Genomic DNA, 19,819 nt, shown 5'->3' with positions numbered 1-19,819 from the left:
CATACCAGATTAACGATTGTCCCTAAATTCACCGTTGTGGAATGCTTTAAAGCGGCCCATTAACCGATTGTTAACATTTGTAATTTGTTAATCCGTGTGATTCCTTAGGGGCCGGTGTGTATGAGTAACGGGTGGGTGGGCCATGCGAACCTATGAGCAACTTACGGGCGCCCAAGGGCGCAAGATGTTTTATCGCGCTGAGCGTTTCAAACCGGAACAGCTCTTTCGCGACGCGGTTCCTGCCGTCTTCATCGACGATGAGCGAGCCACACTCAAGAATCTCAGCATGACGGGAATAGCCGTTCAGAGCGCAAAGGCCGAAGGGTGGGACAATCTGATCGGCGCTGAAATGCCCTTCGAACTGCGAATGGGCAACGCCCGTCTTTTCGGCGGGGCTGGCCGGGTTCGTCGGATCGAGCCACATGGCATGAGAACAACGGTGGCGCTCGAATTCACCACCGGCTATCTCGACATTCCGACGATCGTTACCAACCACGACAATCTGGTGCTGACGCAGGCGCTGGCCGATCCCGCTTTCGGTACGTCGCAGGGAATCCTTCCGGAATTCCAGCAGCTCAGCACCGAGATCCTCAACCTCTTCCGTTCCTACAAAAACGTTCTCGAAACGTTCGAAACACGTCTCACAGTGACGGGACGCGACCGGGAGAAACTACTGCTTGATGCGTTGATCGCCTGCGAAGATCGGATAGTGCCGCAGTGGCAGGAACTCTGGTACCGGGGCAATGACATTCTGACGCCGGTCTGGAGCGATCCGGCCATGCTGGCGCGGCACAAACGCTATGCCGAGCGCGTGTTGACCCCCGATTTCATGCCGGGCGCCGTAATGAAGCGCTGCTACGAAAAGCCGCTCGGTTATCCGGGGGACTATCGGATCATGAACTATGTCTATGAATGGCAGCGTGTAGGCGATACGCCCTACGAAAAGCTGCTGCACCGCATCGGTATCGAAACCGGTGCCTGCGTCGGTACGCGGCTGCGCATGACGCAAAAACTGATAGCGGAGCATGTAGCGGCGAACGCTGGCGACACACCGCTGAACATTGCCAATCTGGGTTGCGGTTCGGCTTATGAGGTTTATGACTATCTGAAAATCGATCGCCTGCCGTCGCCCGTCAACTTTACCCTCATCGATCAGGACGATCGTGCACTGAACCATGTCTACGAGCATGCCCATCCGGAAGTGGTCCGCCATGCGGGCCGCGCCAAGGTTCAGTGTCTGCAGGCATCCTTTGCGCAGCTTCTGAAAGCCGGCGCTTTGTTCAGGACGTTGCCGCCGCAGGACGTGATCTACAGCCTTGGTCTCTACGACTATCTTTCGGCACGCCGTGCGCGTGCGCTGACGCATGATCTTTATGCACAAGTGAAGCCCGGCGGAAAGCTTATACTCGCCAACGTCAAGAAGGGTCGCGAGTCCTGTGAGTGGCCGCTTGAGTTCGTGACCGACTGGAGTCTGATCTACCGGACCGAGAGGGATATGCTGGCGCTGATCGACGGCCTTGATGTCGCCAATGTCACGGTTGAGGTCGATTCGACGAAATGCATTTATCTGATGGTAGTCGACAAGCCGGCTTAGAACATGGGAGTTCGGCGCCTAGGCGTGCCGCTTGAGGTCGTCAACGTCCGGCGCGACGAAGCGGCTCTTGGGGAAGGTGGCGGTAACCGTCGTCCCTTCGCCAACGTGGCTCTTAAGTTCGACTGTACCGCCATGCAGACTCATGATCTTGCGGACCAGCGGCAGACCGAGGCCCGTGCCCTGCTGCGTGCGCGACATGGCGTCTTCGACTTGCTCGAAAGGCTCGAATATGCGCGTCAGATCGGACGTCTTGATACCGATGCCGGTATCCTCGACGTTGAGTACCATGTCGCCGGTACTGTCGAGACCGAGTTCCACGCGGACCTGGCCGCCTTCAGGAGTGAACTTGAGGGCATTCGACGTCAGATTGATAGCCACCTGGTTGAACAAACGCGGGTCGACGATGATCCAAGGGAGGTCGTCCCGTACACGGAAGGTGAGATCGACCCCGAGTTCCGAGGCGCGCTGGCGGAACATACGCATTGTCCGATTGAGCGACTCGACTGGATCGAGCGGTTCTTCCTCAAGCTGAAGCTTGCCGGCCTCGGCCTTGGAGATATCCAGAATATCGTTGATGATGCTCAGTAGATGCGCACCACTTGAACGGATATCGCTTGCATAATCGACGTATTTGGATTGGCCCACGGGGCCGAACATCTGGCTGGAGATGATTTCCGAGAATCCGATGATGGCGTTGAGCGGTGTTCGCAGTTCGTGACTCATAATGGCAAGGAAATCGTTTTTTGACCGATTGGCGACTTCGGATCGGCTAAGCAACCGTTCGGAGCGTAGTTGCTCGAAGCGCAGTTTTTCGTTGTCCACAAAGCTGACTCTCAACTGCCGCTCCTGCACGTAGTTCAGGAACATACTGATGCCGACGGCCGACCCCATGAACGCATTGTTGTTTGCGAATATTTCGAAAGGGACCGGATTGACGAACAGTATGACCCATTCATATGCGATCACTGTCGTCAGAGACATCGCCGTCGAATAGAGGTAGCTCAGGCGCCATACGCAATTGCTGTAGGCAATTACGACAATGAGACCAGCGTAGTAAAAATATGCGCCTGGCGCCTCGGCAATTGCCGTCAACGTAACGACCGAAGCACTGGGCGCAATCATGGCAAGTGAAAACCAGCCCGAGTTCCGATACGTAATATGGCCCGTATAGGAGAGGACAACGAGCCCGAACAGAATAGGACAGACGAGACCGAAACGAAGCAACCATGCTTCGTAGAAAACGTCCGGAACGATATAGACGTCGAGAATTCCAAAAAGGGAAAAGACGAACGCGCCCATCACCATAGAAACACGGGTGACGGCGATCTGACGGGTATAGTTGTCCGCCGCGAACTGGTCCTCCAGTTCGGCGCCGCGAAAACGCAACGTGATCCAGTGTATCGAGAAGTCGCGTCGATCCACCGTGAGCGCGGCATTGTCATCGAGAGTCAATATACCAATCCATGCCAATTACCGATCCCGGCCGCTACAGATAATCCACGGGCGTCCGGGGTCGAAGAAACATGTAGTCCCAAGCGTTTTGACATGACCTTCCCTAAAATCGTCTTAAATGCTTGGTTCCGCGTGGACTAGAATAAAACTTGCTCTTCACAATTAAGAAGTGCTTAACCTAAAGTTCCATGTGTCGAAAATGGATTTCTGTGATCGTTAACAAACGGGTGGGGGCTCCACGTGAGCATCTTGGCAACGGAAGGCACAAGAAACGGCATCCGGCCGTCCAAAGCCGGTGTGCCGTCTGATTGGCTGACACCGGAAGAGCGTGCCGTTGTCACCGAGAAGTCGCTGGGCCGTGGTTTGCGGATTCTCGGCGCTCACTACACCTTATATTTCGTCACGCTTGTCGGTGCAGTGGCACCTTTGCCGATTGCGGCGAACATTCTCTTTGCAGTCGCCAACGGCGCGCTGATCGGCCTTCTGTTCCTGATCGGTCACGACAGCGGCCATTCGGCCTTTGTGCCGGGGCGCACCATGAACCGCTGGATCACACGATTTGTCTTTGTGCCCTGCCTGCACTCCCGCAGCCTGTGGGACGTCGTCCATAACCGCATCCATCATCGCTACACGAACCTCAAAGGGTTCGACTATGTGTGGGCGCCCATGGGCAAAGACGAGTTCGACGCAGCATCGCCCTTGCGCCGAGGATTGGAGCGCGTCTATCGCAGCGTTTTCGGGCCTTTGATTTACTATTGGGTAGCATTTTGGATTCCGAAACTTGTGTTGCCGATTTCACCTGAGTCGCGCGGCGAGTGGCGCCGGCATCTCCCGGACACGCTTTTTGTGATCTTCGTCGGTGGCGGTATGGTGGCAGCGATCGGCATTTTGGGGGGTTGGCTGGCGCCGGAACGCACACTCTTGTCGACGATGCTTCTGGGCTGGTTCATCCCGTTTGCGGTCTGGAACTACTTGATGGCACTGTCGATCTTCCTGCAGCACAATCATCCGAAGGTGCCGTGGTTCGACAACCCCGATGAGTGGAGCTTCTACGGCGGTAATATTCGCGGCACGGCACATGTCGATCTGCCGTTCGATTTTCTACCCTTGTTCAAATGGGTCATGCTGCACCATGCCCATCATGCGTTGCCGTCGATCCCCGGTTACAAGTTGACGGAGGCCCAGGCGATGCTCATCGAGGCATATGGCAATGACGTTGTGCGCTACCGGCTCAGCCTCGGCGAATACCTGAACATCTGCAGCAGTTGCAAACTCTTTGACTATGAGCGAAAGCAATGGACCGATTTCGACGGTAAGCCGACAGCCGCGCCCATCGATCTCGCGGCTCCCGGTTATGAAACGCCGAAGGACCTTCGGGCCGCATGGTCCTTGCAGCCCGCCGCCGGACCACGTTCGGCGCCACGTCGTACCGCGCGCTCCCGGCGCCCGGTGGACGAGGCCAGGACGGAGACGCCGCCGCGCCGAGCCGGTAGCGAGCCGCCGACGGAATAGCACCCTCAGGTGCGCATCAGAAAATAGGTCAGCAGTAGGCTGCCGAAGACGATCCGGTACCATCCGAAGGCCGTATAGCCATGGCTACTGACAAAATTGACCAGCCACTGCACGACGATAAGTGCCGCGATGAAGGCCGCCGTAAATCCCGTTGCGATGATCAGTATATGGTCGGTCTCGATCAGGCCGCGGCTCTCCCACAAGTTGACTGCTGACGCTCCGATCATCACGGGTATGGCCAGAAAGAAGGAGAATTCAGCGGCCGTCTTTCGTTCAACGCCGACCACAAGAGATCCGAGTATCGTGGCGCCCGAGCGCGATACGCCGGGCACCAGCGCAAGACATTGGAAAAATCCGATCTTCAGCGCTGTCCGTCGGTCCAGCATATCGATCGAGTGGATATTGGGCTCTATGTCGAGCCGCTCAATGGCGACAATTGCGATACCGCCCACAATGAGCGTTGTGCAAACAACATAGGGCGAGAAAAGCACCGATACGATGAAATCATGGAATAGAAGCCCCAATACGCCTGCCGGGATCAACGCCACCAGAATGACGAACACGAAATGACGTGCCATCGGATCCGATCCGACGCCCAGCACCGCCGCTGTGAGTCGCCGACGGTAGAGAACGCAAATGGCGAGGATGGCGCCAAGCTGGATCACAACCTCGAATATCCTGCCGGGCACACCCACGAATCCGATCAGGTCGCCGGCAATGATGAGATGCCCGGTAGATGAAACCGGCAGAAACTCCGTCACGCCCTCGACGATGCCGAGAAACAAGGCTTGCAGGAAACTGTTCTCGTACATGTCGGCGGGCGTTCCTCTGCGGCGCGATCGCTGATTCGAATCGAGCCTAGCATGCGAAGCATTACATGATCCTTATGGCAAATACGTGGCGCAATCAGAATCCCGTTGCGTCCAGCGCTTCCTTGACGCGCCTGACGGCGATGTCGAAAGCTGCGGAACGCAGATCGAGGTTGGCCTCAGCGGCATGAGCAAACACGCCGCGGGCGGCATTGCCGAGGATGAGTTCGAGTTCGGTGTCGACTTTTTCAAGCGACCACACCTGACGTTGAAGGTTCTGGACCCATTCAAAATAGCTGACGATAACGCCGCCTGCGTTTGCCAGAATGTCGGGGATGATTGTCACGCCACGTTCTCGGAGCATCAGGTCCGCCTCCGCAGTGATGGGCGTGTTGGCACCTTCGACGACGGTGCGGCATGCGAGACGCGCCGCGTTTCCAGCGTGAATCGCGTTGCCGAGCGCAGCCGGCACGAGATAGTCGCAAGGTATCTCGAACAATGCGTCAGGCTCTACCGGATTGTGGCCGTCGGTGTCCTTGAGTGAGCCCCGCGCGCGCTTTTGCGCGGATAGAGCCGCCAGGTCGATCCCCTCACCGTGATGAACGGCACTGCGGGAGTCGGAAATCGCTATGACTTTCACGCCGAGAGATATCAGTGCCTGAGCTGCATGAAACCCGACATTGCCAAACCCCTGAACAACTGCCGTTGCGCCTTTTAGAGGCTTGTCGTGCAGCCTGGCATATTCGGCGACGACGATCCCGAGACCATGACCCGTCGCCTTGTCGCGCCCCGGCGAACCTCCCAGAGCCAGCGGCTTCCCGGTAACCGCGGCGGGCGAATGCCCGTAGATCGCCGAGTACTCGCTATGAATCCAGCCCATTGTTTGTGCGTTGGTGCCTACATCCGGCGCCATGATGTCGGAGTTCGGCCCGATCTCTCGATGAATGCGTTTGACGAATTTCCGCGTCAGGACTTCCAGCTCGCGCTGGCTCATCTCATGCGGATTGCATGCGATCCCGCCCTTGCCGCCACCGAGCGGAATGTCAGCCAGCGCGGTCTTCATTGTCATCAAGGCGGCGAGTTCGCGCACTTCGCGGATGTCGACCCCGGGATGGTAACGCAACCCGCCCTTGCAGGGCCCACGCACATTTTGGTGCTGCACGCGATAGCCGGTGAAAATCGCCAGCTCCCCGTTGTCACGTACAACGGGTATCTCGACCTTCAGTTCCAGCGCTGCCAACGACATCAGAGATTCGATCGTCGGGCCGTAGCCCAGTCGTTCGCAGGCCGCCGCTACGGAACTTTCGTAGGACGTCGGCATGTATTTGTCGGTCATCGAATCTCCAGGGGTTGGGGGCGGGCACGATGCGAGGGTAGCGATCTTGATAAACCGGATTCGAGAGGAAATGGCCGATGAATTCAACCGCGGTGGTCCGCCGCATTGCCGGTTTGGAGATTAGCAACCTGTTCAGCGGCCATTCAGGTGCCGGGTGGAAGTCTACCCGTGCTGTCGAAAGGATTTCCGTCCTTGAGTGGAGGGGGTGTCCGGTCCTTGTCGGCCCGGCACGGGCGGGCGGCGCGCTCCTCGGCGCCGCCCGCCTTCTTTCTATGTACCAAACCGGAAAACCCTTTGCAGCGCTCGGTCCCCGCGTCATCATTGCGCCCGACAAGAAAAAGGTGGCCCGTGAAAGGTCGCAAGAGGTGAGGGACGACATGGGGCAGAATGAACAAGTTGGCGAATTCATCACGATTGAGCGCATCGGCCGTGTGGCAATCGTTCAATTCAACCGCGGCGACCGCGTCAACGCGCTTTCGGCGCGCCTGTTGCGCGACCTCGCGGCCACAGCCCGCATGTTGCGGGAAGATGTGACGACGAGCGCTATAGTTCTGACGGGTGGACAGGCTTTCACCGGCGGTGCCGATCTCACCGATCCCGAGCTGGCGAAACGCGCTTCCGCTTCGCTTCTGGAGCGGCGCGAAATACTGCGCGCCGGACCCGACATGTGCGATGCTTGGGAAGCGCTGGACCAGGTGACGATTGCCGCGATCGAAGGGTTTTGCATCGGTGGTGGTGTCGCACTGGCGGTTGCCTGTGATTTTCGCATTGCTGCGCGCGGCGCGCATTTTCGTCTCCCTGAAATCCCGCTTGGCATGAACATGAGTTGGCATACACAGCCGCGTATGGTGAATCTGATTGGCCCTTCCCGCACCAAACAACTTACTATCTTCGGTGAGCGCGTCGATGCGGTGCAGGCCGAGCGGTGGGGCCTCGCCGACGAAATCTGCGATGACGGCAAGGCACTCGATACCGCGCGTCGCTGGGCCGCGAAGGTCGCGGCGCTTCCGCCTGTATCGGTACGCATGGCCAAGCGCGGCATCACTCAGGCCGCGACTGCGCTCAACGCCGCCGTCACCTTCATGGACGTCGATCAGTTCGCGCTCGCCGCCACCGGCGAGGACAGCCGTGAGGCCATCGCGGCCTTTCTCGAAAAGCGTCCACCGAATTTCACTGGGCGTTGATACGCCATTATCCGAGGCATCGATGTCATACGACGATCCGAAGACCCATCGTGGCAATTGCCCCTGCTGCACCCCTTATGTCTGGGGCGCCTATCCGCCGAAACGCGAACATTTGAGCCGGCGCGATTTTTTCGGCGCCGGTGCGGTGTTGACGGCTGGCATGCTGACCGCGCTCGGCGTCTCGCGCGCCGGCGGCGACGTGCTCGCGGATGCCGCTGCGGCGCTCACCTTCGCCGCACCCGCCATCGCCGGCGGGGCCACGCGGCGCGTCCGCGCGGCTTCCGGCGGCGTCACGATCTATCGCGGCGGCACCATCCGCACGATGAATTCGGCCCTGCCGGTCGTCGAAGCGGTCGCAGTCAAGGGAGACCGCATTCTCGCGGTCGGCGGCGAGACCGAGGTCGTATCGCGTGCGGGCAGCGGTGCCCGCATTGTTGATCTCGGCGGCAAGACCATGTTGCCGGGCTTCATTGACTGCCACGGCCATGTTTCCCTGACGGCGCTGCTGATGGGCTTCCAGAACCTCGCGCCGATTCCGGCAGGGCCCATCGGCAGCATCGTCGACATCCGGAACGAACTACTGAAGTACCGGGAGAAGACCGGCGGCGGCCGCGGCGGCTGGATTCTCGGCGCGAACTACGACGACTCGCTGCTGGTCGAGAAGCGCGCCATCACCCGCGCCGATCTCGACGAAGTGTCGACCGAGCAACCGGTGCTTGCCTATCACGCGTCGCTTCATGTCGTGGTTGTGAACTCATATGCGTTGAACCTGCTCGGCATCACGGCCGATACGCCCGATCCCGCCGGCGGAGTCATCCGCCGCTGGCCTGGCACCAGCGAACCGAACGGCATTCTCGAGGAGGGTGCCATTTCGCTCGCCCTGCCACGTCTGCCGGAAGCCTCAAAGAATGAAATGCTCGACCTTCTCGACAAGGTGCAGGATCAGTATGCCGCATGGGGTATCACCACCGCGCAGGATGGCGCGACACGGCGCCCCGACTACGATCTGCTGACGCTCGCGGCCGAGCGCGACCGCTTGAAAATCGATGTGATCGGTTATCCTTTCTTCACTCATATCGACGATCTGGCGCGCGGCGATGTCGAGGTGCGAAAGGATTACAATGGCTTCAAGATCGGCGGCATCAAGCTGATGCTCGACGGTTCGCCGCAAGCCAAGACCGCCTGGCTCACGGAGCCTTATGAGGTTGTGCCGCCGGGATTCAAGCCGGACTATCGCGGCTACCGGATCATCGACGATTTGACGGCGGCCAACTATGTTGACGATGCCTTCGCACGCGGCTGGCAGGTCTACGCGCATTGCAATGGCGACGCCGCCGCCGACCAGTTCATCGCCGCCGTCGAAAAGGCAACGGCGAAATATGGGCCCGGCGACCGGCGTGCGACCGTTATCCATGCCCAAACGTTACGAGAAGACCAGCTCGACCGGATGGAAAAGCTCGGCATCATACCATCTTATTTCGTTACTCACACATTCTATTGGGGCGATTGGCACCGGGACTCGGTGCTGGGTCCGGCACGCGCGGCGCGCATCAGTCCCGTGCGGTCGACTATCGAACGCGGCATGCGCTATACGCTGCACAATGATTCGCCGGTTGCGCCCTCCGATTGCCGCATGCTGCTCTGGTCTGCGACCAACAGGCGCACCCGCAGCGGCGAAGTGCTGGGGGAAGATCAACGTATAAGCGCTTACGATGCCCTGCGAGGTATCACCATCGAGGCCGCCTGGCAGCATTTCGAGGACGACATCAAAGGCTCCATCGAGGAAGGCAAGCTCGCCGACTTCGTCATCACGGCGGAAGACCCCGAGGCGATTGACCCGGCCGATCTCCGCGATCTGCAGATCGTCGAAACGATCAAGCGGGGCGAAACCATCTACGTCGCCTGAACGGCCAGAGAGAAGCCCGAACACCATGCAACTCAAGATCCGACGCATACCACTCGACACGCTGCGCGAGAACGTTGCGATACTGGCGTCGGATTGCGCCGCGCTCCGGCCGGAGGCCTTTCAGGCGTTCAAGCGGCTGGAGATCGTTCATGACGGCCGCTCCATCATTGCGAGCCTCGATATTTCCCACGATCCGTCGCTTGTTGGTCCGGAGGAAATTGGCCTTGCCGAGCCGGCATTTCGCCGCCTGGGGTTGCCCGAGGGCACGTTGATCACGATCGCACCGGCGCGCCGACCGCAAAGCCTGGAATATGTGCGTACCAAGATCACCGGCGAAACGCTCAACGCACATCAGATTGATGCCATCATCCGCGACATTGCCGGATATCGCTATTCGGATATGGAAATCGCCGCTTTTCTGGTCGCTTGTGCCGGCTTCCTAACGACTGGCGAGCTGTTGGACTTGACGCGTGCGATGGCCTCGGCCGGCAACACCCTCACTTGGAACTCGCCGATGATCGTCGACAAGCACTGCATTGGCGGCATACCGGGCAACAGGACCTCGATGATTGTCGTGCCGATTGTCGCGGCGCACGGACTGACCATCCCGAAAACCTCCTCGCGCGCCATCACATCGCCCGCAGGCACCGCCGACACGATGGAAGTGCTTGCCCGTGTCGATCTCCGGATCGAGGAGATGCGCGCCGTGGTGGGCGAATGCAACGGCTGTCTGGTCTGGGGCGGCCATGTCAATCTGTCGCCCGCCGACGATATTTTGATCGGTGTCGAACGTCCGCTCAATCTCGATACGCGGGAACAGATGGTGGCTTCCATCATGTCGAAAAAAATGTCGGCGGGGTCGACCCATCTCGTCATCGACATTCCGGTCGGACCCACCGCAAAAGTGCGCGACGCTCACGACGCAATGCGGCTGCGCAAACTTTTCGAATATGTCGCCGATCAGATGGGCCTTCACGTTGATGTCGTGGTGACCGATGGTGCGCAGCCGGTCGGCCGAGGCATCGGGCCGATGCTCGAGGCACGCGACGTCATGGCCGTGCTCGACAACGAACCGGATGCGCCTGCCGATCTGCGGGAGAAGTCGCTCCAGCTCGCCGGCCACATTATTGAAGGCGACCCGGCTGTCAGGGGCGGCGGCGGCTATGCGCGCGCCCGCGAATTGCTCGACAGCGGCGAGGCGGCAGCCCGTATGCGGCGCATCATCGACACGCAAGGCCATGCGCCGCCCGGTCCGCCATTGGGGCCGTTGAAGGCCGAAGTGCTGTCGCCCGCCGACGGCGTCGTCGCGGCTATCGACTGCTTCCGCATCGCGCAAATGGCACGTCTCGCAGGCGCGCCGCTCGATCGCGGCGCCGGGCTCGATATGCTGAAGCGGGTAGGCGATCGTGTCGAAGCCGGCGAGCCGCTCTACCGGATCCACTCGGCCGGTCAGTCGCACTTCGACTTCGCCGTCGAAGCGGCGGCAGAACTGAACGGCTTTGCGCTCGGCGCACCTGCCGGCGGAGCGGGCAGGTGAGTATCGCTCCGGTACAGTCCTTTGCACATGGACGCATTCATGCCCTCGAACTGGCGGACACGCTGGGCGCAGCATTTGGTGAAATCGGCGTTCACAAGTTTCCGGACGGTGAATCCCGTGTGACGGTCGCCGCGCCGGCGCCGACGACAATTCTCTATTGCCCGCTCGACAGGCCCAACGGGAAGCTTGTCGAATTGGCATTGGCCGCCGAAGCGTTGCGCCGCGGTGGTGCGGCGCGTCTCGTTCTCGTCGCTCCCTATCTCTGCTATATGCGTCAGGACAAGGTATTCCATGAGGGTGAGGCAATCAGCCAGAAGGCGATCGGTGGCTGGCTCGGTTCGTTGTTCGACCGCATCGTGACGGTCGACGCCCATCTCCACCGCGTCTCGGACATTCGGGAAGTCTTTCCGGGCACCGAGGCACAAAATCTCACAGCCGCTGAAATTATCGCCGAATTCGCGCGCGAGCGGGGCTTCTCGTGTTCTGCGCTCGTTGCCGGGCCCGATGCTGAATCGATCCAGTGGGTATCTCGCATCGCGGGTATTCTCGGAGCCGAGGCGATTGCCGGTGAGAAGGACCGGCGCGGCGACCGAGATGTCCGGATCGTCTTTCCGTCCGCGAAAATCGAGGGCCGTTCGGTCCTGGTCGCTGACGATATTGTATCGAGCGGTGGCACGGTGACAGTCGCCGTCGAAAGCTTGAAACGGCTCGGCGCTGCCGACATTGCCGTTGTCGTTACACATGCTCTCTTTGACGCGGAGATTGAGGAACGTATTCGCGCCGCTGGTGCCCGCGCGATCTGGTCCACGACCTCCGTGCCGCACCCCACCAACGCCATTTCACTCACCGGAATTTTGACCGATGCGGTGCGTAGCGAAACAGGAAGCGAGAAGCAGAAGTAATGTCGATTACCCTCAGCATTCATGGTGCTGCACACACCGTCACCGGGTCCTGCTATTTGCTGCAGGCTGGCCAGACGCATTTTCTCGTCGATTGTGGCATGTTTCAGGGTGCGAAAACATTGAAGGCGCTCAACTACGCGGATTTCCCTTTCGAACCGGGCGAGATCGACTTCGTTCTTCTCACGCACGCCCATATCGATCATTCGGGTCTCATCCCGAAGCTGGTGAAGCACGGCTTTGCGGGCCCCATCTATGCCACGCATGGCACCATCGATCTTCTTTCCTGCATGCTGCCTGACGCCGGCCACATTCAGGAATTCGAGGTCGAACATCTCAATCGCCGTAACGCACAGCGTGGGAGACCTGAAGTCACGCCGATCTACACGGTTGCCGACGCCGAGGCCTCGCTTCGCGCGTTCAGTCCGGTCGCCTACGACGCGTGGGTCGAGCCGGCGGACGGCATCCGCGCCCGCTTCTGGAATGCGGGCCACATTCTGGGGTCGGCCTCCGTCGAAATCGAAATCGACACGGGTCTGAAATCGCCGCGCAAGTTGCGATTGCTTTTTTCCGGCGACATCGGGCCGGATGTGAAGAGCTTCCACCCTGCGCCCGAGTCGCCTGAGAACCTTGATTATCTGATCTGCGAAGCGACCTACGGGTCGCGGGAGCGTGCGCCGATGACGGTCGCGGCACGTCGCGATCTTCTTGCCACCGAGGTCAACACAGCGCTGAACAGGAACGGAGTGTTGATTTTTCCGACCTTCGCGGTCGAACGTACACAGGAGCTGCTGGCCGATCTTCTGGTACTGGTCGATGAAAAGCGTGTGCGCGATGTGCCGATCTTCCTCGACTCGCCGCTGGCGATCCGCGCCACGGAAGTTTTCCTCGACCATGCCGACAATCTGGAGAACGGCGAGGAGTTCCGTCGCGCCATGCATGCGCAGCGCGTCCGCACCACCGAAACGGTTGCCGAAAGCATGATGATCGAACGCGTGGACGGCAGCCACATCATTGTCGCCGCGAGTGGCATGTGCGACGCGGGCCGTATCCGTCATCACTTGAAAAATCGCCTGTGGCGGGAGAATACCACCGTCATCATGGTCGGCTATCAAGCGGAAGGAACGCTTGGCCGAATCCTGCAATCGGGCGCGAAGGCCGTCCGCATCCAAGGCGAGGAGATCAAGGTGCGGGCCCGCATCCGCACGCTCGATGTTTACTCGGGCCATGCCGACGGGCCGGCACTCGCCCGCTGGGTCGCCGAGCGTGGTTCCGTCATGCGTGGCACAATTCTGGTGCATGGAGAGGAGGACGGCCTTGCGGGTCTGCACGCGCGCCTCGCCGATCTCGGGCTCGATGGCGAGCGCATTTTCGCCCCCGATCTCGACGAGGTGTTCGATCTTCTGGCCGAAGCACCCGAAGCCCGGCGCCGGCCCGCGCCACGTCGTTTGCAGCCTGAACTTGTCGGCCGTCAGGATTGGCACAACGATCTGTCGAAGCTGTGGCTCGACATAAGTGAGCAACTTGAGGGCGCGGCCGACGACCGCGCCCGCAACGTGATCATTCGCCGGATGCGCCGCGCTATTGAGAACGACTCCGGCTGATCATCGCCAGCCTCGGCTCCCGTCGCGCTGGTCACCTTGGTCACGGCGTTCGGTGCGCTGCTCGTAGCGGCGCTCCGGTCGCCGCTGCGTCTGAGGTGCGTGCTGTTGTTGCTGAGCGTGCCGCTGCATCTGTGGCGGGGCTTGCCGCCGCTCTTGCATCTGGCGCTGTGGCTGGTGCACCTGCTGCTGCGGCGGCCGCTGGCGCTCGGGCGTCTGGCGCACCTGCGGTTGTGCCTGTCTCTGTCGCCACTGCTGCTGCGGCATCTGGCGTTGTTGATACGCCTGTTGTTGCCACCGCTGCGGTTCCTGCATCTGGCGCTGGCGTTGCTGGTCCCACGCGCGCTGTTGACGCCGCTGTTGTTCCTGAACCTGTCGCTGGTGCTGCTGCGGTTGTGCCTGTTGCTGCCGCGGCTGCTGCAACGCCCGCATCTGCCGTTGTTGCACATGTTGCTGCGGCGGCGCTTGCCGCTGCCGCCACCGCTGTTCCGGAACCTGTTGCCGCAGGTCGAGCCGTGGGCCGTCTTGCCGCTCGTTCCGCTGCCAATGCTCGGGCCGTGCATGAACGCGGTCGACCTTGTAGCGGCTGCCGCGCTCCACGAAGCTGCGATCGAAGCCGCGATGTTCGACGCGATTGTGCTTGTTGCGCGGCGGTGCCCAGCGGTGGGTGTTGCGATAGATCGTCTTGTAGTTGTTGACGACGATGATGTGCTGATGCACGACCGGCGCACTGAAATGGTGGCGACGGACATAGTTCCACCCGCCATGGTTCCAGCCTGGATTGTAGGACCAGTAGCTGACGCCATACCCGACGGGCGCCCAGCCGATATAGCTGTCGCTGTAGCGCCACGTCACCCATGCCGGCGCCCATACGCGGCCCGGCACCCATATCCATCCGAATGCGGCGTCCCACACCCAGTTGCCATAGTGAAACGGTGCCCAGCCCCAGGCGAAGCCCGACGCCCAGGTCCAACCGTAGCCATCGTCCCAGACCCAGCGCCCATGCGTGTAGGGGCGCCAGCCATGCGCCACACCGTGTGGATACCAGACCGCGCCATAACTTGCGTGATGGGTCCACGTACCGTAGGGAGCGAGAGAGTCGTGGAAATAGGCAGCGTCCGAATGGGCCGGCGGATAGTAGCCGGCATGAGCGGGCGTCGCCGCGGACATCCACAGTGACAGCGCTGCCAGCAAGGCGAGCGCCATTACAAAACGTGGATGCATCCGCCGGCGGGGATGCGAAAGGAGGGCATGCATGAAAACGGGGCCTCATCGACACCGATCACCTGCCCGAAGGCGGCAAAGAGAGCCATGCTGGCTTCTGTCTCTTTGCTTTTGAGTGGTCCCGTCTGTCGTCGACGGTCCCGCCCGGTGATCTCTGACGTACCCCGTAGAAAACAGTTAACTGCATATCCGCCGGCTTGTCACCGCTTTTTGGCACAAATCGCGCCAGTGGTTATGGCTTTTACGGTCGCCCTTTGGGAGAATGAAGAACTGAAAATCATCCCCCCAAAAACTCAAGACAATCCCTCAAGGTCCCAATGCCCCCCGCTAAGGAAAAACAGAAGACAAAGGACGGCCGCCGCCTCCGCAGTGAGGCGAGCCGGCGACGTATCGTCGAGGCCATGCGCGACCTGATTCGTGAAGGCCAGGTTGCGCCGCGTGCTGAAGACGTTGCCGCCCGCGCCGATGTCGGGCTGCGCAGTGTCTTCCGGCATTTCGACGACATGGAAAGTCTCTATCGCGAAATTGCCGCGTTGATGCGTACCGAATTGCGCCCGGTTCTGGCCGAGCAGCAACCACCCGCCGATGCACCCGATTTGCTGGAGCAACTCGTTGCCCGCCGCGCAAAGCTCTTCGAAAAAATCATGCCACTGCGTATTGCCGCCGATGTGCACAGCCATTCGTCGCCTTTTCTGCGCGAAGACCGGCGCTGGATGAATGACAGCCTCCGTACGATCTTGCGAGCGTCTTTGCCCACATCGCTGACGAAGGATCGCACGTTGTTCGATGCATTGGATGCGACGATGAGCTTCGAATTCTGGCGTCGCCTGCGTGAGGATCAGGGCTTGTCGGTAACGCAGGCCAAACGTGTCATGGAGAAGATACTTGCCACGCTTGCGGCCCGCGCGTCACGCTAGCTGAACAGCGCTTCAACGCCCGTTCCTTCGAGAACGCTATCCATGGTCTTGCGATCAGCCGGCGTCAGCGCCTCGCGCTTCTCGCACAACCATTGCAAGCACTTGCCCTGATAAGGGAAAGGCTGTTGCACCCATGGTTTGCCATCGATCTCGGTCTCGACTTTGTCCGATCCCGCCGCCAGTGCCTTTGCGTTGGCGATGAGCGCCGGTACGTAGACGCGCCCAACCTCGCCGAGAAGCCCTCGTATCGTTTCGGGAATCGCATCGCGCTGCATCCAGTCACCGTCGGTGGGATCGAGGCCCGACAGGTCTTCCATGACGTCGACCCAGGCGAAAACGCGCGGGCTTCGCGCCAGTGTTTCTTCCATCGGCGTCGGATCGAAATGCGTGAGCTGCGTCAACTGGCCGAACACGCCGAAGTCGCTGCCCCCGGGTCGCCTGCCCATCAGGAAAGGCTGCACCTCGAGATGCGCCGTCATCGCATCGAGAAAGCGCTGATAGCTCGCCTCGATCACCGGCGCCGTCGTCTCGTTGGAACCGACGACATAGAGCCTCGAAATTTGCCGTTCGGAGAACAGTTTACTCATTTGCGCGAGCGTGTCGTTCGAGGCGGTGATGTTGCGCCACAGCGGCAGGATGGCCGCCGCCCGGTCGATGTCGGTCTTGTAGTGCCAGCGATAGTGGAACATCGCCTTGGTCAGCCACTCGTCGGCATAGTCTTCGAGGAGATAGTCGATGAATTCGATGACCGGATCGGCCGGCACGACATGCCGGCCCGTGAACGCTCTTTCGAAGCGCCGGATCAGCGGCGTCGAATCAACCGCCGCCTCGTAAGCGCCGTCACCGTCCTTCAGATAGAAAGTCGGCAACAGTGCAACCTTGGGTGTCGGCAGACCGGCGGGCACATTGTGTCCGCTCAGCAGGAAACGATAGGGAATATGGCGGTAACGCAGCACCGAAAGCATCTTCCGGGTGTAGGGCGAGCCCGGTGCGCCGCTCAAAAGCAGCGGTGTCTCCAGCGTCATTTTCGTTTCCTGTCCCTGTTCGTTTCTGGTCAGAGCGAGAGAATGTTTCCGGCTGCCGGGTCGATTTTTCCGGCCAGTGTTTCGGAATAGACTTTGCTGATCGCCTCCGGCCCTTTGCCGCGTTCGAGCTTGACCCACGTTGAGGCCTTGCCGGCGAAGGCGCGCCAGCGTTCGCCCAGCTTCGTGTCGAAACCGGCTTTACCCCATTCCTCCATCCGCTTGCGTGCCTGGTCGGGCGCGAAGAAGAGATGCGGCTTGGCGCCAGGCAGCGTTCCGGACACGCGCGGTGCATCCCAATGCGACAGTCCCACCTGCGTGCTCTCGACGAGATTGTCGCCAAAATGCCGGTGGACGGCCGCCAACACTTCGCCATTGCCGGCAAAATCGACCACAAGCGTCGGCACACTTGCGTCAAGCGTCGCGATCTTGTCGTAGGTCAGCGCGCGGTCATAGCAGCCGAGGCTCTCGACGAATGCGAGGTTCCCTGCTGATGTCAGGCCGACGACTTCCGGTCCTTTCGGCCGCCTTTGCGCAAGCCCGAAGGCGAGTCCGAATCCCGTCTTTGACGAAGCACTCAGCAGCAATGCCTGCTTGGCGCCGAAAAAATTGTTGTCGGCCAGCCAGTCGTCGATCAGAAACGATGTCGTATAGAGCGGTCGCAGTATCGGCTGCAGGTCGTCGAGCGCCGGCGGTGCCGTTTTGTCCGATTTCAGCCGCGTATAGGTATTGTAGACCGGATGCAGCTCGCGCCGTTGTTTGTAGAGATCGAGGAAGGATCCTGACGTCACATTTTCCGGCTGCATGACGAGATGCGACGACATGGGAAAATAGCCGTAGAGCCGTTCACCCTCGGGAATCTCGGTCGATCGCGAACGCACCACCGTCGCGTAACCCCAAACCGGAATCTTGCCCCAGCCAGCCTCCGCCGGAAAGAACGACCAGTAGTTCAGCATGTCGCCCGCCACCGCATAGGTGATGTTGTTGGCGGTAAAGGCAAACTTCTCGACCTCAACCAGCACCTGCCCCTCGTCGAGCGCGACGTCCCTTGGTGCGGGGCCGTTGACCCATCTGGTCTGGGCAAGGTCGGCGCGGTTGACGATGAAATCCTGCGTGGTGGCGGTCATCTTCTGTCCTTTCGGCGTCGGGCTTGGCGATGCCGCGCATGATGTCATCTGCGCCGAGCCGCTTCCAGCGCTGTTCGCGCACATTCGCCTGTGCAGGATCGTCCATGCGGTGGCGCGCTACCGCATGGACAGGCCATATATTGGCAACTATAATGCCAATATATGGTGGCGAGTTACCGCGGTCAATGCATCGGTCAGGAATGAGTGGGAAAAGACAAATGAAGGTACAGAACGGCTTGCGGCCGCCGGCCGCGCAGGTCGAAGCGTTCTTTGCCGCCGCCGGCACAGCCGACGATGGTTCGGTCGCGTTGCTTAACCTGCTGAAGTTTCGTCCCCATGCCGTCTATCCCGATGGAAATGACGCCCACCTGTCAGGTGAGGAAGCCTATATGCGCTACGGCCTCGAAGTGGCGAAGCTGATCGCCAGTCTCGGCGGCAAATTCGTCTGGTTCGGCAAGGTCGACGGCATATTGGTTGGCGAGGTCGAGGAGTTGTGGGACAGGGTGGCGCTGATCGAATATCCTTCCCGCGCCGCCTTCCGGCAGATGATCGAATCGCCCGAATACAAGGCAATCGAAGTTCATCGGGAAGCCGGTCTCGCCGGTCAGCTCGACATCGGCGCGCGTCGCGGCTGAGCGGCCCGCTATGCGGGCCGGAGGAATCGTGCCGCCAGGTTGACGACACGGCGCAGCGGCCCGGGGTTCACGACGGATTGCAGGTCGACCAGATAGGCGATGGCTTTTGTCATGTCTTCGATCGTCAGCGCCTCGCGTGCCGTCTCCGGTCCCTGCAGAAGAAGTTCCGGCGCGAACCGGTTTTCGGAGGAAAAGAATTCGCGAAACAGTTTTTCGTTCGAGCTCCGGAAAAACTCGAGGATGGCGCGGCGATCGGACGTCGAAAGAAGCCTGGCAACCGGTCTTCCATCGCTGAAATGTCTGTTCATAAGATTGAAAACGGCGCGCCGTCTTTCAGGATCGAGGCATTGCGACTTGAACAATCGTGTTATTTCCGTTGCTTCGAGCGACGGGCTGTTGTTGAGAGCCTCCGTCAAGGAAAACCGTTTCATTGCCGAAGCAAGTACCGGACCTGCGCCACGGCGTTCGTCGAGAAAGCGTAGAAAATCTTCCGGCACGCTGATTTTTCTGTCGTAGAGCCGTGCTGCGACATTCTCCTTTCCGAAGACTTTCGCCCAGTTCGAAGCGTGTCCGTAGATATTCAAATCGGTATTCATGCGCACGGGATCGTCGAGATGAGTCTCGATCGGGCTTGCATAGCGATGGATCGGGCTCTTCGAGCATTGAGCATAGCTTGATACATATCCATCGTCCTGTTGCCGTGCATAGAACACGACGACAGGGGAGAATGCCCGAAGACTCTCGTGCAGAATCTCGATGTCCGGCTTGCTCGTGGCAAAAAAGGCTTCGCTCGAGAGGATTGCCGTGTCGGCGTTCGACGCCCGGATTTCATCGAGAAGGGGAACGAGTTCCTCTTCACGGGATAATACGCGACGTTCCTTCTGGTCGATCCTTCCCCGGTTGGCCTGAGCGAAACGATGATGTGCGCGCTGCTCACCCAGATGAGCGACCGGATATACGATGCCGAGTTTCAGAAGTGCAAGATGATTCTTGAAGAGGAAATGTTGCAGCGACGTTGTGCCCGTCTTGTGCGGACCGACATGAATAATCAGCTTTTGGTGCAT

General features: G+C 60.1%; 16 protein-coding genes. 9 read left to right on the top strand and 7 right to left on the bottom strand.

Translation table 11 applies throughout. The annotated features are described in order from the left end of the window. Nucleotides 1–184 precede the first annotated feature (184 nt). Nucleotides 185–1,594: a hypothetical protein gene (locus WEB61_RS12255; RefSeq protein ID WP_368064618.1), complete on the top strand. Its 1,410-nt coding sequence runs from the start codon at nt 185–187 to the stop codon at nt 1,592–1,594. Nucleotides 1,595–1,612: 18 nt separating this feature from the next. Here the strand turns inward: WEB61_RS12255 and WEB61_RS12250 are convergent, their stop codons facing one another. Continuing rightward, nucleotides 1,613–3,046, bottom strand: coding sequence for a sensor histidine kinase (locus WEB61_RS12250; protein ID WP_368064617.1), 1,434 nt, complete (start codon nt 3,044–3,046; stop codon nt 1,613–1,615). 240 nt (nt 3,047–3,286) lie between these two features. Between WEB61_RS12250 and WEB61_RS12245 the strand changes: the two genes are divergently transcribed. After that, the gene (locus tag WEB61_RS12245; protein WP_368064616.1) at nt 3,287–4,558 is read left to right on the top strand and encodes a fatty acid desaturase; all 1,272 of its coding nucleotides are present in this window, start codon (nt 3,287–3,289) and stop codon (nt 4,556–4,558) included. A gap of 5 nt (nt 4,559–4,563) precedes the next feature. Here WEB61_RS12245 and WEB61_RS12240 read toward each other — a convergent pair whose 3' ends face one another. Both WEB61_RS12240 and WEB61_RS12235 read right to left on the bottom strand, forming a co-directional pair. After that, entirely contained in the window at nt 4,564–5,370 is an 807-nt protein-coding gene (locus WEB61_RS12240; protein ID WP_368064615.1) for an undecaprenyl-diphosphate phosphatase, read from the bottom strand. Nucleotides 5,371–5,464: 94 nt separating this feature from the next. Further along, on the bottom strand, nt 5,465–6,703 hold the full coding sequence (locus WEB61_RS12235) for a Glu/Leu/Phe/Val dehydrogenase (protein WP_368064614.1): 1,239 nt from the start codon (nt 6,701–6,703) through the stop codon (nt 5,465–5,467). A 377-nt stretch (nt 6,704–7,080) separates the two neighbouring features. On the opposite strand from WEB61_RS12235, the gene WEB61_RS12230 reads away from it, so the two are divergent. The 5 genes from WEB61_RS12230 to WEB61_RS12210 are packed head-to-tail and all read left to right on the top strand — an operon-like array spanning nt 7,081 to nt 13,833. Beyond that, nucleotides 7,081–7,887, top strand: coding sequence for an enoyl-CoA hydratase/isomerase family protein (locus tag WEB61_RS12230; protein WP_368064613.1), 807 nt, complete (start codon nt 7,081–7,083; stop codon nt 7,885–7,887). A 22-nt stretch (nt 7,888–7,909) separates the two neighbouring features. Next, nucleotides 7,910–9,793 carry an amidohydrolase gene (locus WEB61_RS12225; RefSeq protein WP_368064612.1) on the top strand — a complete coding sequence of 628 codons (1,884 nt, stop codon included), beginning with the start codon at nt 7,910–7,912 and terminating at the stop codon, nt 9,791–9,793. A 25-nt stretch (nt 9,794–9,818) separates the two neighbouring features. Beyond that, nucleotides 9,819–11,330 (top strand): thymidine phosphorylase family protein, encoded by a 1,512-nt coding sequence (locus WEB61_RS12220; protein WP_368064611.1) that lies wholly within the window; start codon nt 9,819–9,821, stop codon nt 11,328–11,330. After that, nucleotides 11,327–12,232, top strand: a complete 906-nt coding sequence (locus tag WEB61_RS12215; RefSeq protein ID WP_368064610.1) for a ribose-phosphate diphosphokinase — start codon at nt 11,327–11,329, stop codon at nt 12,230–12,232. The genes WEB61_RS12220 and WEB61_RS12215 overlap by 4 nt, the downstream gene beginning before the upstream one ends. Next, on the top strand, nt 12,232–13,833 hold the full coding sequence (locus tag WEB61_RS12210) for an MBL fold metallo-hydrolase (RefSeq protein ID WP_368064609.1): 1,602 nt from the start codon (nt 12,232–12,234) through the stop codon (nt 13,831–13,833). Before WEB61_RS12215 ends, WEB61_RS12210 begins: the two co-directional genes overlap by 1 nt. Here WEB61_RS12210 and WEB61_RS12205 read toward each other — a convergent pair whose 3' ends face one another. Beyond that, nucleotides 13,834–15,087 (bottom strand): DUF6600 domain-containing protein, encoded by a 1,254-nt coding sequence (locus WEB61_RS12205; RefSeq protein WP_368064608.1) that lies wholly within the window; start codon nt 15,085–15,087, stop codon nt 13,834–13,836. A gap of 368 nt (nt 15,088–15,455) precedes the next feature. Between WEB61_RS12205 and WEB61_RS12200 the strand changes: the two genes are divergently transcribed. Continuing rightward, nucleotides 15,456–15,971 carry a TetR/AcrR family transcriptional regulator gene (locus WEB61_RS12200; protein WP_368064607.1) on the top strand — a complete coding sequence of 172 codons (516 nt, stop codon included), beginning with the start codon at nt 15,456–15,458 and terminating at the stop codon, nt 15,969–15,971. Here the strand turns inward: WEB61_RS12200 and WEB61_RS12195 are convergent. After that, a complete protein-coding gene (locus tag WEB61_RS12195) occupies nt 15,968–16,996 on the bottom strand; it encodes a glutathione S-transferase N-terminal domain-containing protein (RefSeq protein WP_368064606.1) in 1,029 nt (342 codons plus the stop codon). The genes WEB61_RS12200 and WEB61_RS12195 overlap by 4 nt on opposite strands. 29 nt (nt 16,997–17,025) lie before the next feature. Next, nucleotides 17,026–18,120 carry a DUF2855 family protein gene (locus WEB61_RS12190; RefSeq protein WP_368064605.1) on the bottom strand — a complete coding sequence of 365 codons (1,095 nt, stop codon included), beginning with the start codon at nt 18,118–18,120 and terminating at the stop codon, nt 17,026–17,028. Nucleotides 18,121–18,338: 218 nt separating this feature from the next. Between WEB61_RS12190 and WEB61_RS12185 the strand changes: the two genes are divergently transcribed. Next, nucleotides 18,339–18,755 (top strand): DUF1330 domain-containing protein, encoded by a 417-nt coding sequence (locus WEB61_RS12185; protein ID WP_368064604.1) that lies wholly within the window; start codon nt 18,339–18,341, stop codon nt 18,753–18,755. 8 nt (nt 18,756–18,763) lie between these two features. On the opposite strand, the gene WEB61_RS12180 is transcribed toward WEB61_RS12185, so the two are convergent. Beyond that, nucleotides 18,764–19,819 (bottom strand): hypothetical protein, encoded by a 1,056-nt coding sequence (locus WEB61_RS12180; RefSeq protein WP_368064603.1) that lies wholly within the window; start codon nt 19,817–19,819, stop codon nt 18,764–18,766.

The sequence above is a fragment of the Parvibaculum sp. genome (genome assembly GCF_040882025.1).
Lineage (GTDB): Bacteria > Pseudomonadota > Alphaproteobacteria > Parvibaculales > Parvibaculaceae > Parvibaculum.
Note: the sequence above shows the minus strand (reverse complement) of the source record. Positions and strands in the feature narration are given on the sequence as shown.

What these genes read in the sequence shown, in the direction of transcription:
- WEB61_RS12255 (WP_368064618.1), top strand. Translation starts at nt 185, where the DNA reads ATGTTTTATCGCGCTGAGCGTTTCAAACCGGAACAGCTCTTTCGCGAC.
- WEB61_RS12240 (WP_368064615.1), bottom strand. Translation starts at nt 5,370, where the DNA reads ATGTACGAGAACAGTTTCCTGCAAGCCTTGTTTCTCGGCATCGTCGAG.
- WEB61_RS12235 (WP_368064614.1), bottom strand. Translation starts at nt 6,703, where the DNA reads ATGACCGACAAATACATGCCGACGTCCTACGAAAGTTCCGTAGCGGCG.
- WEB61_RS12230 (WP_368064613.1), top strand. Translation starts at nt 7,081, where the DNA reads ATGGGGCAGAATGAACAAGTTGGCGAATTCATCACGATTGAGCGCATC.
- WEB61_RS12225 (WP_368064612.1), top strand. Translation starts at nt 7,910, where the DNA reads ATGTCATACGACGATCCGAAGACCCATCGTGGCAATTGCCCCTGCTGC.
- WEB61_RS12220 (WP_368064611.1), top strand. Translation starts at nt 9,819, where the DNA reads ATGCAACTCAAGATCCGACGCATACCACTCGACACGCTGCGCGAGAAC.
- WEB61_RS12210 (WP_368064609.1), top strand. Translation starts at nt 12,232, where the DNA reads ATGTCGATTACCCTCAGCATTCATGGTGCTGCACACACCGTCACCGGG.
- WEB61_RS12205 (WP_368064608.1), bottom strand. Translation starts at nt 15,087, where the DNA reads ATGCATGCCCTCCTTTCGCATCCCCGCCGGCGGATGCATCCACGTTTT.
- WEB61_RS12200 (WP_368064607.1), top strand. Translation starts at nt 15,456, where the DNA reads ATGCGCGACCTGATTCGTGAAGGCCAGGTTGCGCCGCGTGCTGAAGAC.
- WEB61_RS12195 (WP_368064606.1), bottom strand. Translation starts at nt 16,996, where the DNA reads ATGACGCTGGAGACACCGCTGCTTTTGAGCGGCGCACCGGGCTCGCCC.
- WEB61_RS12190 (WP_368064605.1), bottom strand. Translation starts at nt 18,120, where the DNA reads ATGACCGCCACCACGCAGGATTTCATCGTCAACCGCGCCGACCTTGCC.
- WEB61_RS12185 (WP_368064604.1), top strand. Translation starts at nt 18,339, where the DNA reads ATGAAGGTACAGAACGGCTTGCGGCCGCCGGCCGCGCAGGTCGAAGCG.
- WEB61_RS12180 (WP_368064603.1), bottom strand. Translation starts at nt 19,819, where the DNA reads ATGCACCAAAAGCTGATTATTCATGTCGGTCCGCACAAGACGGGCACA.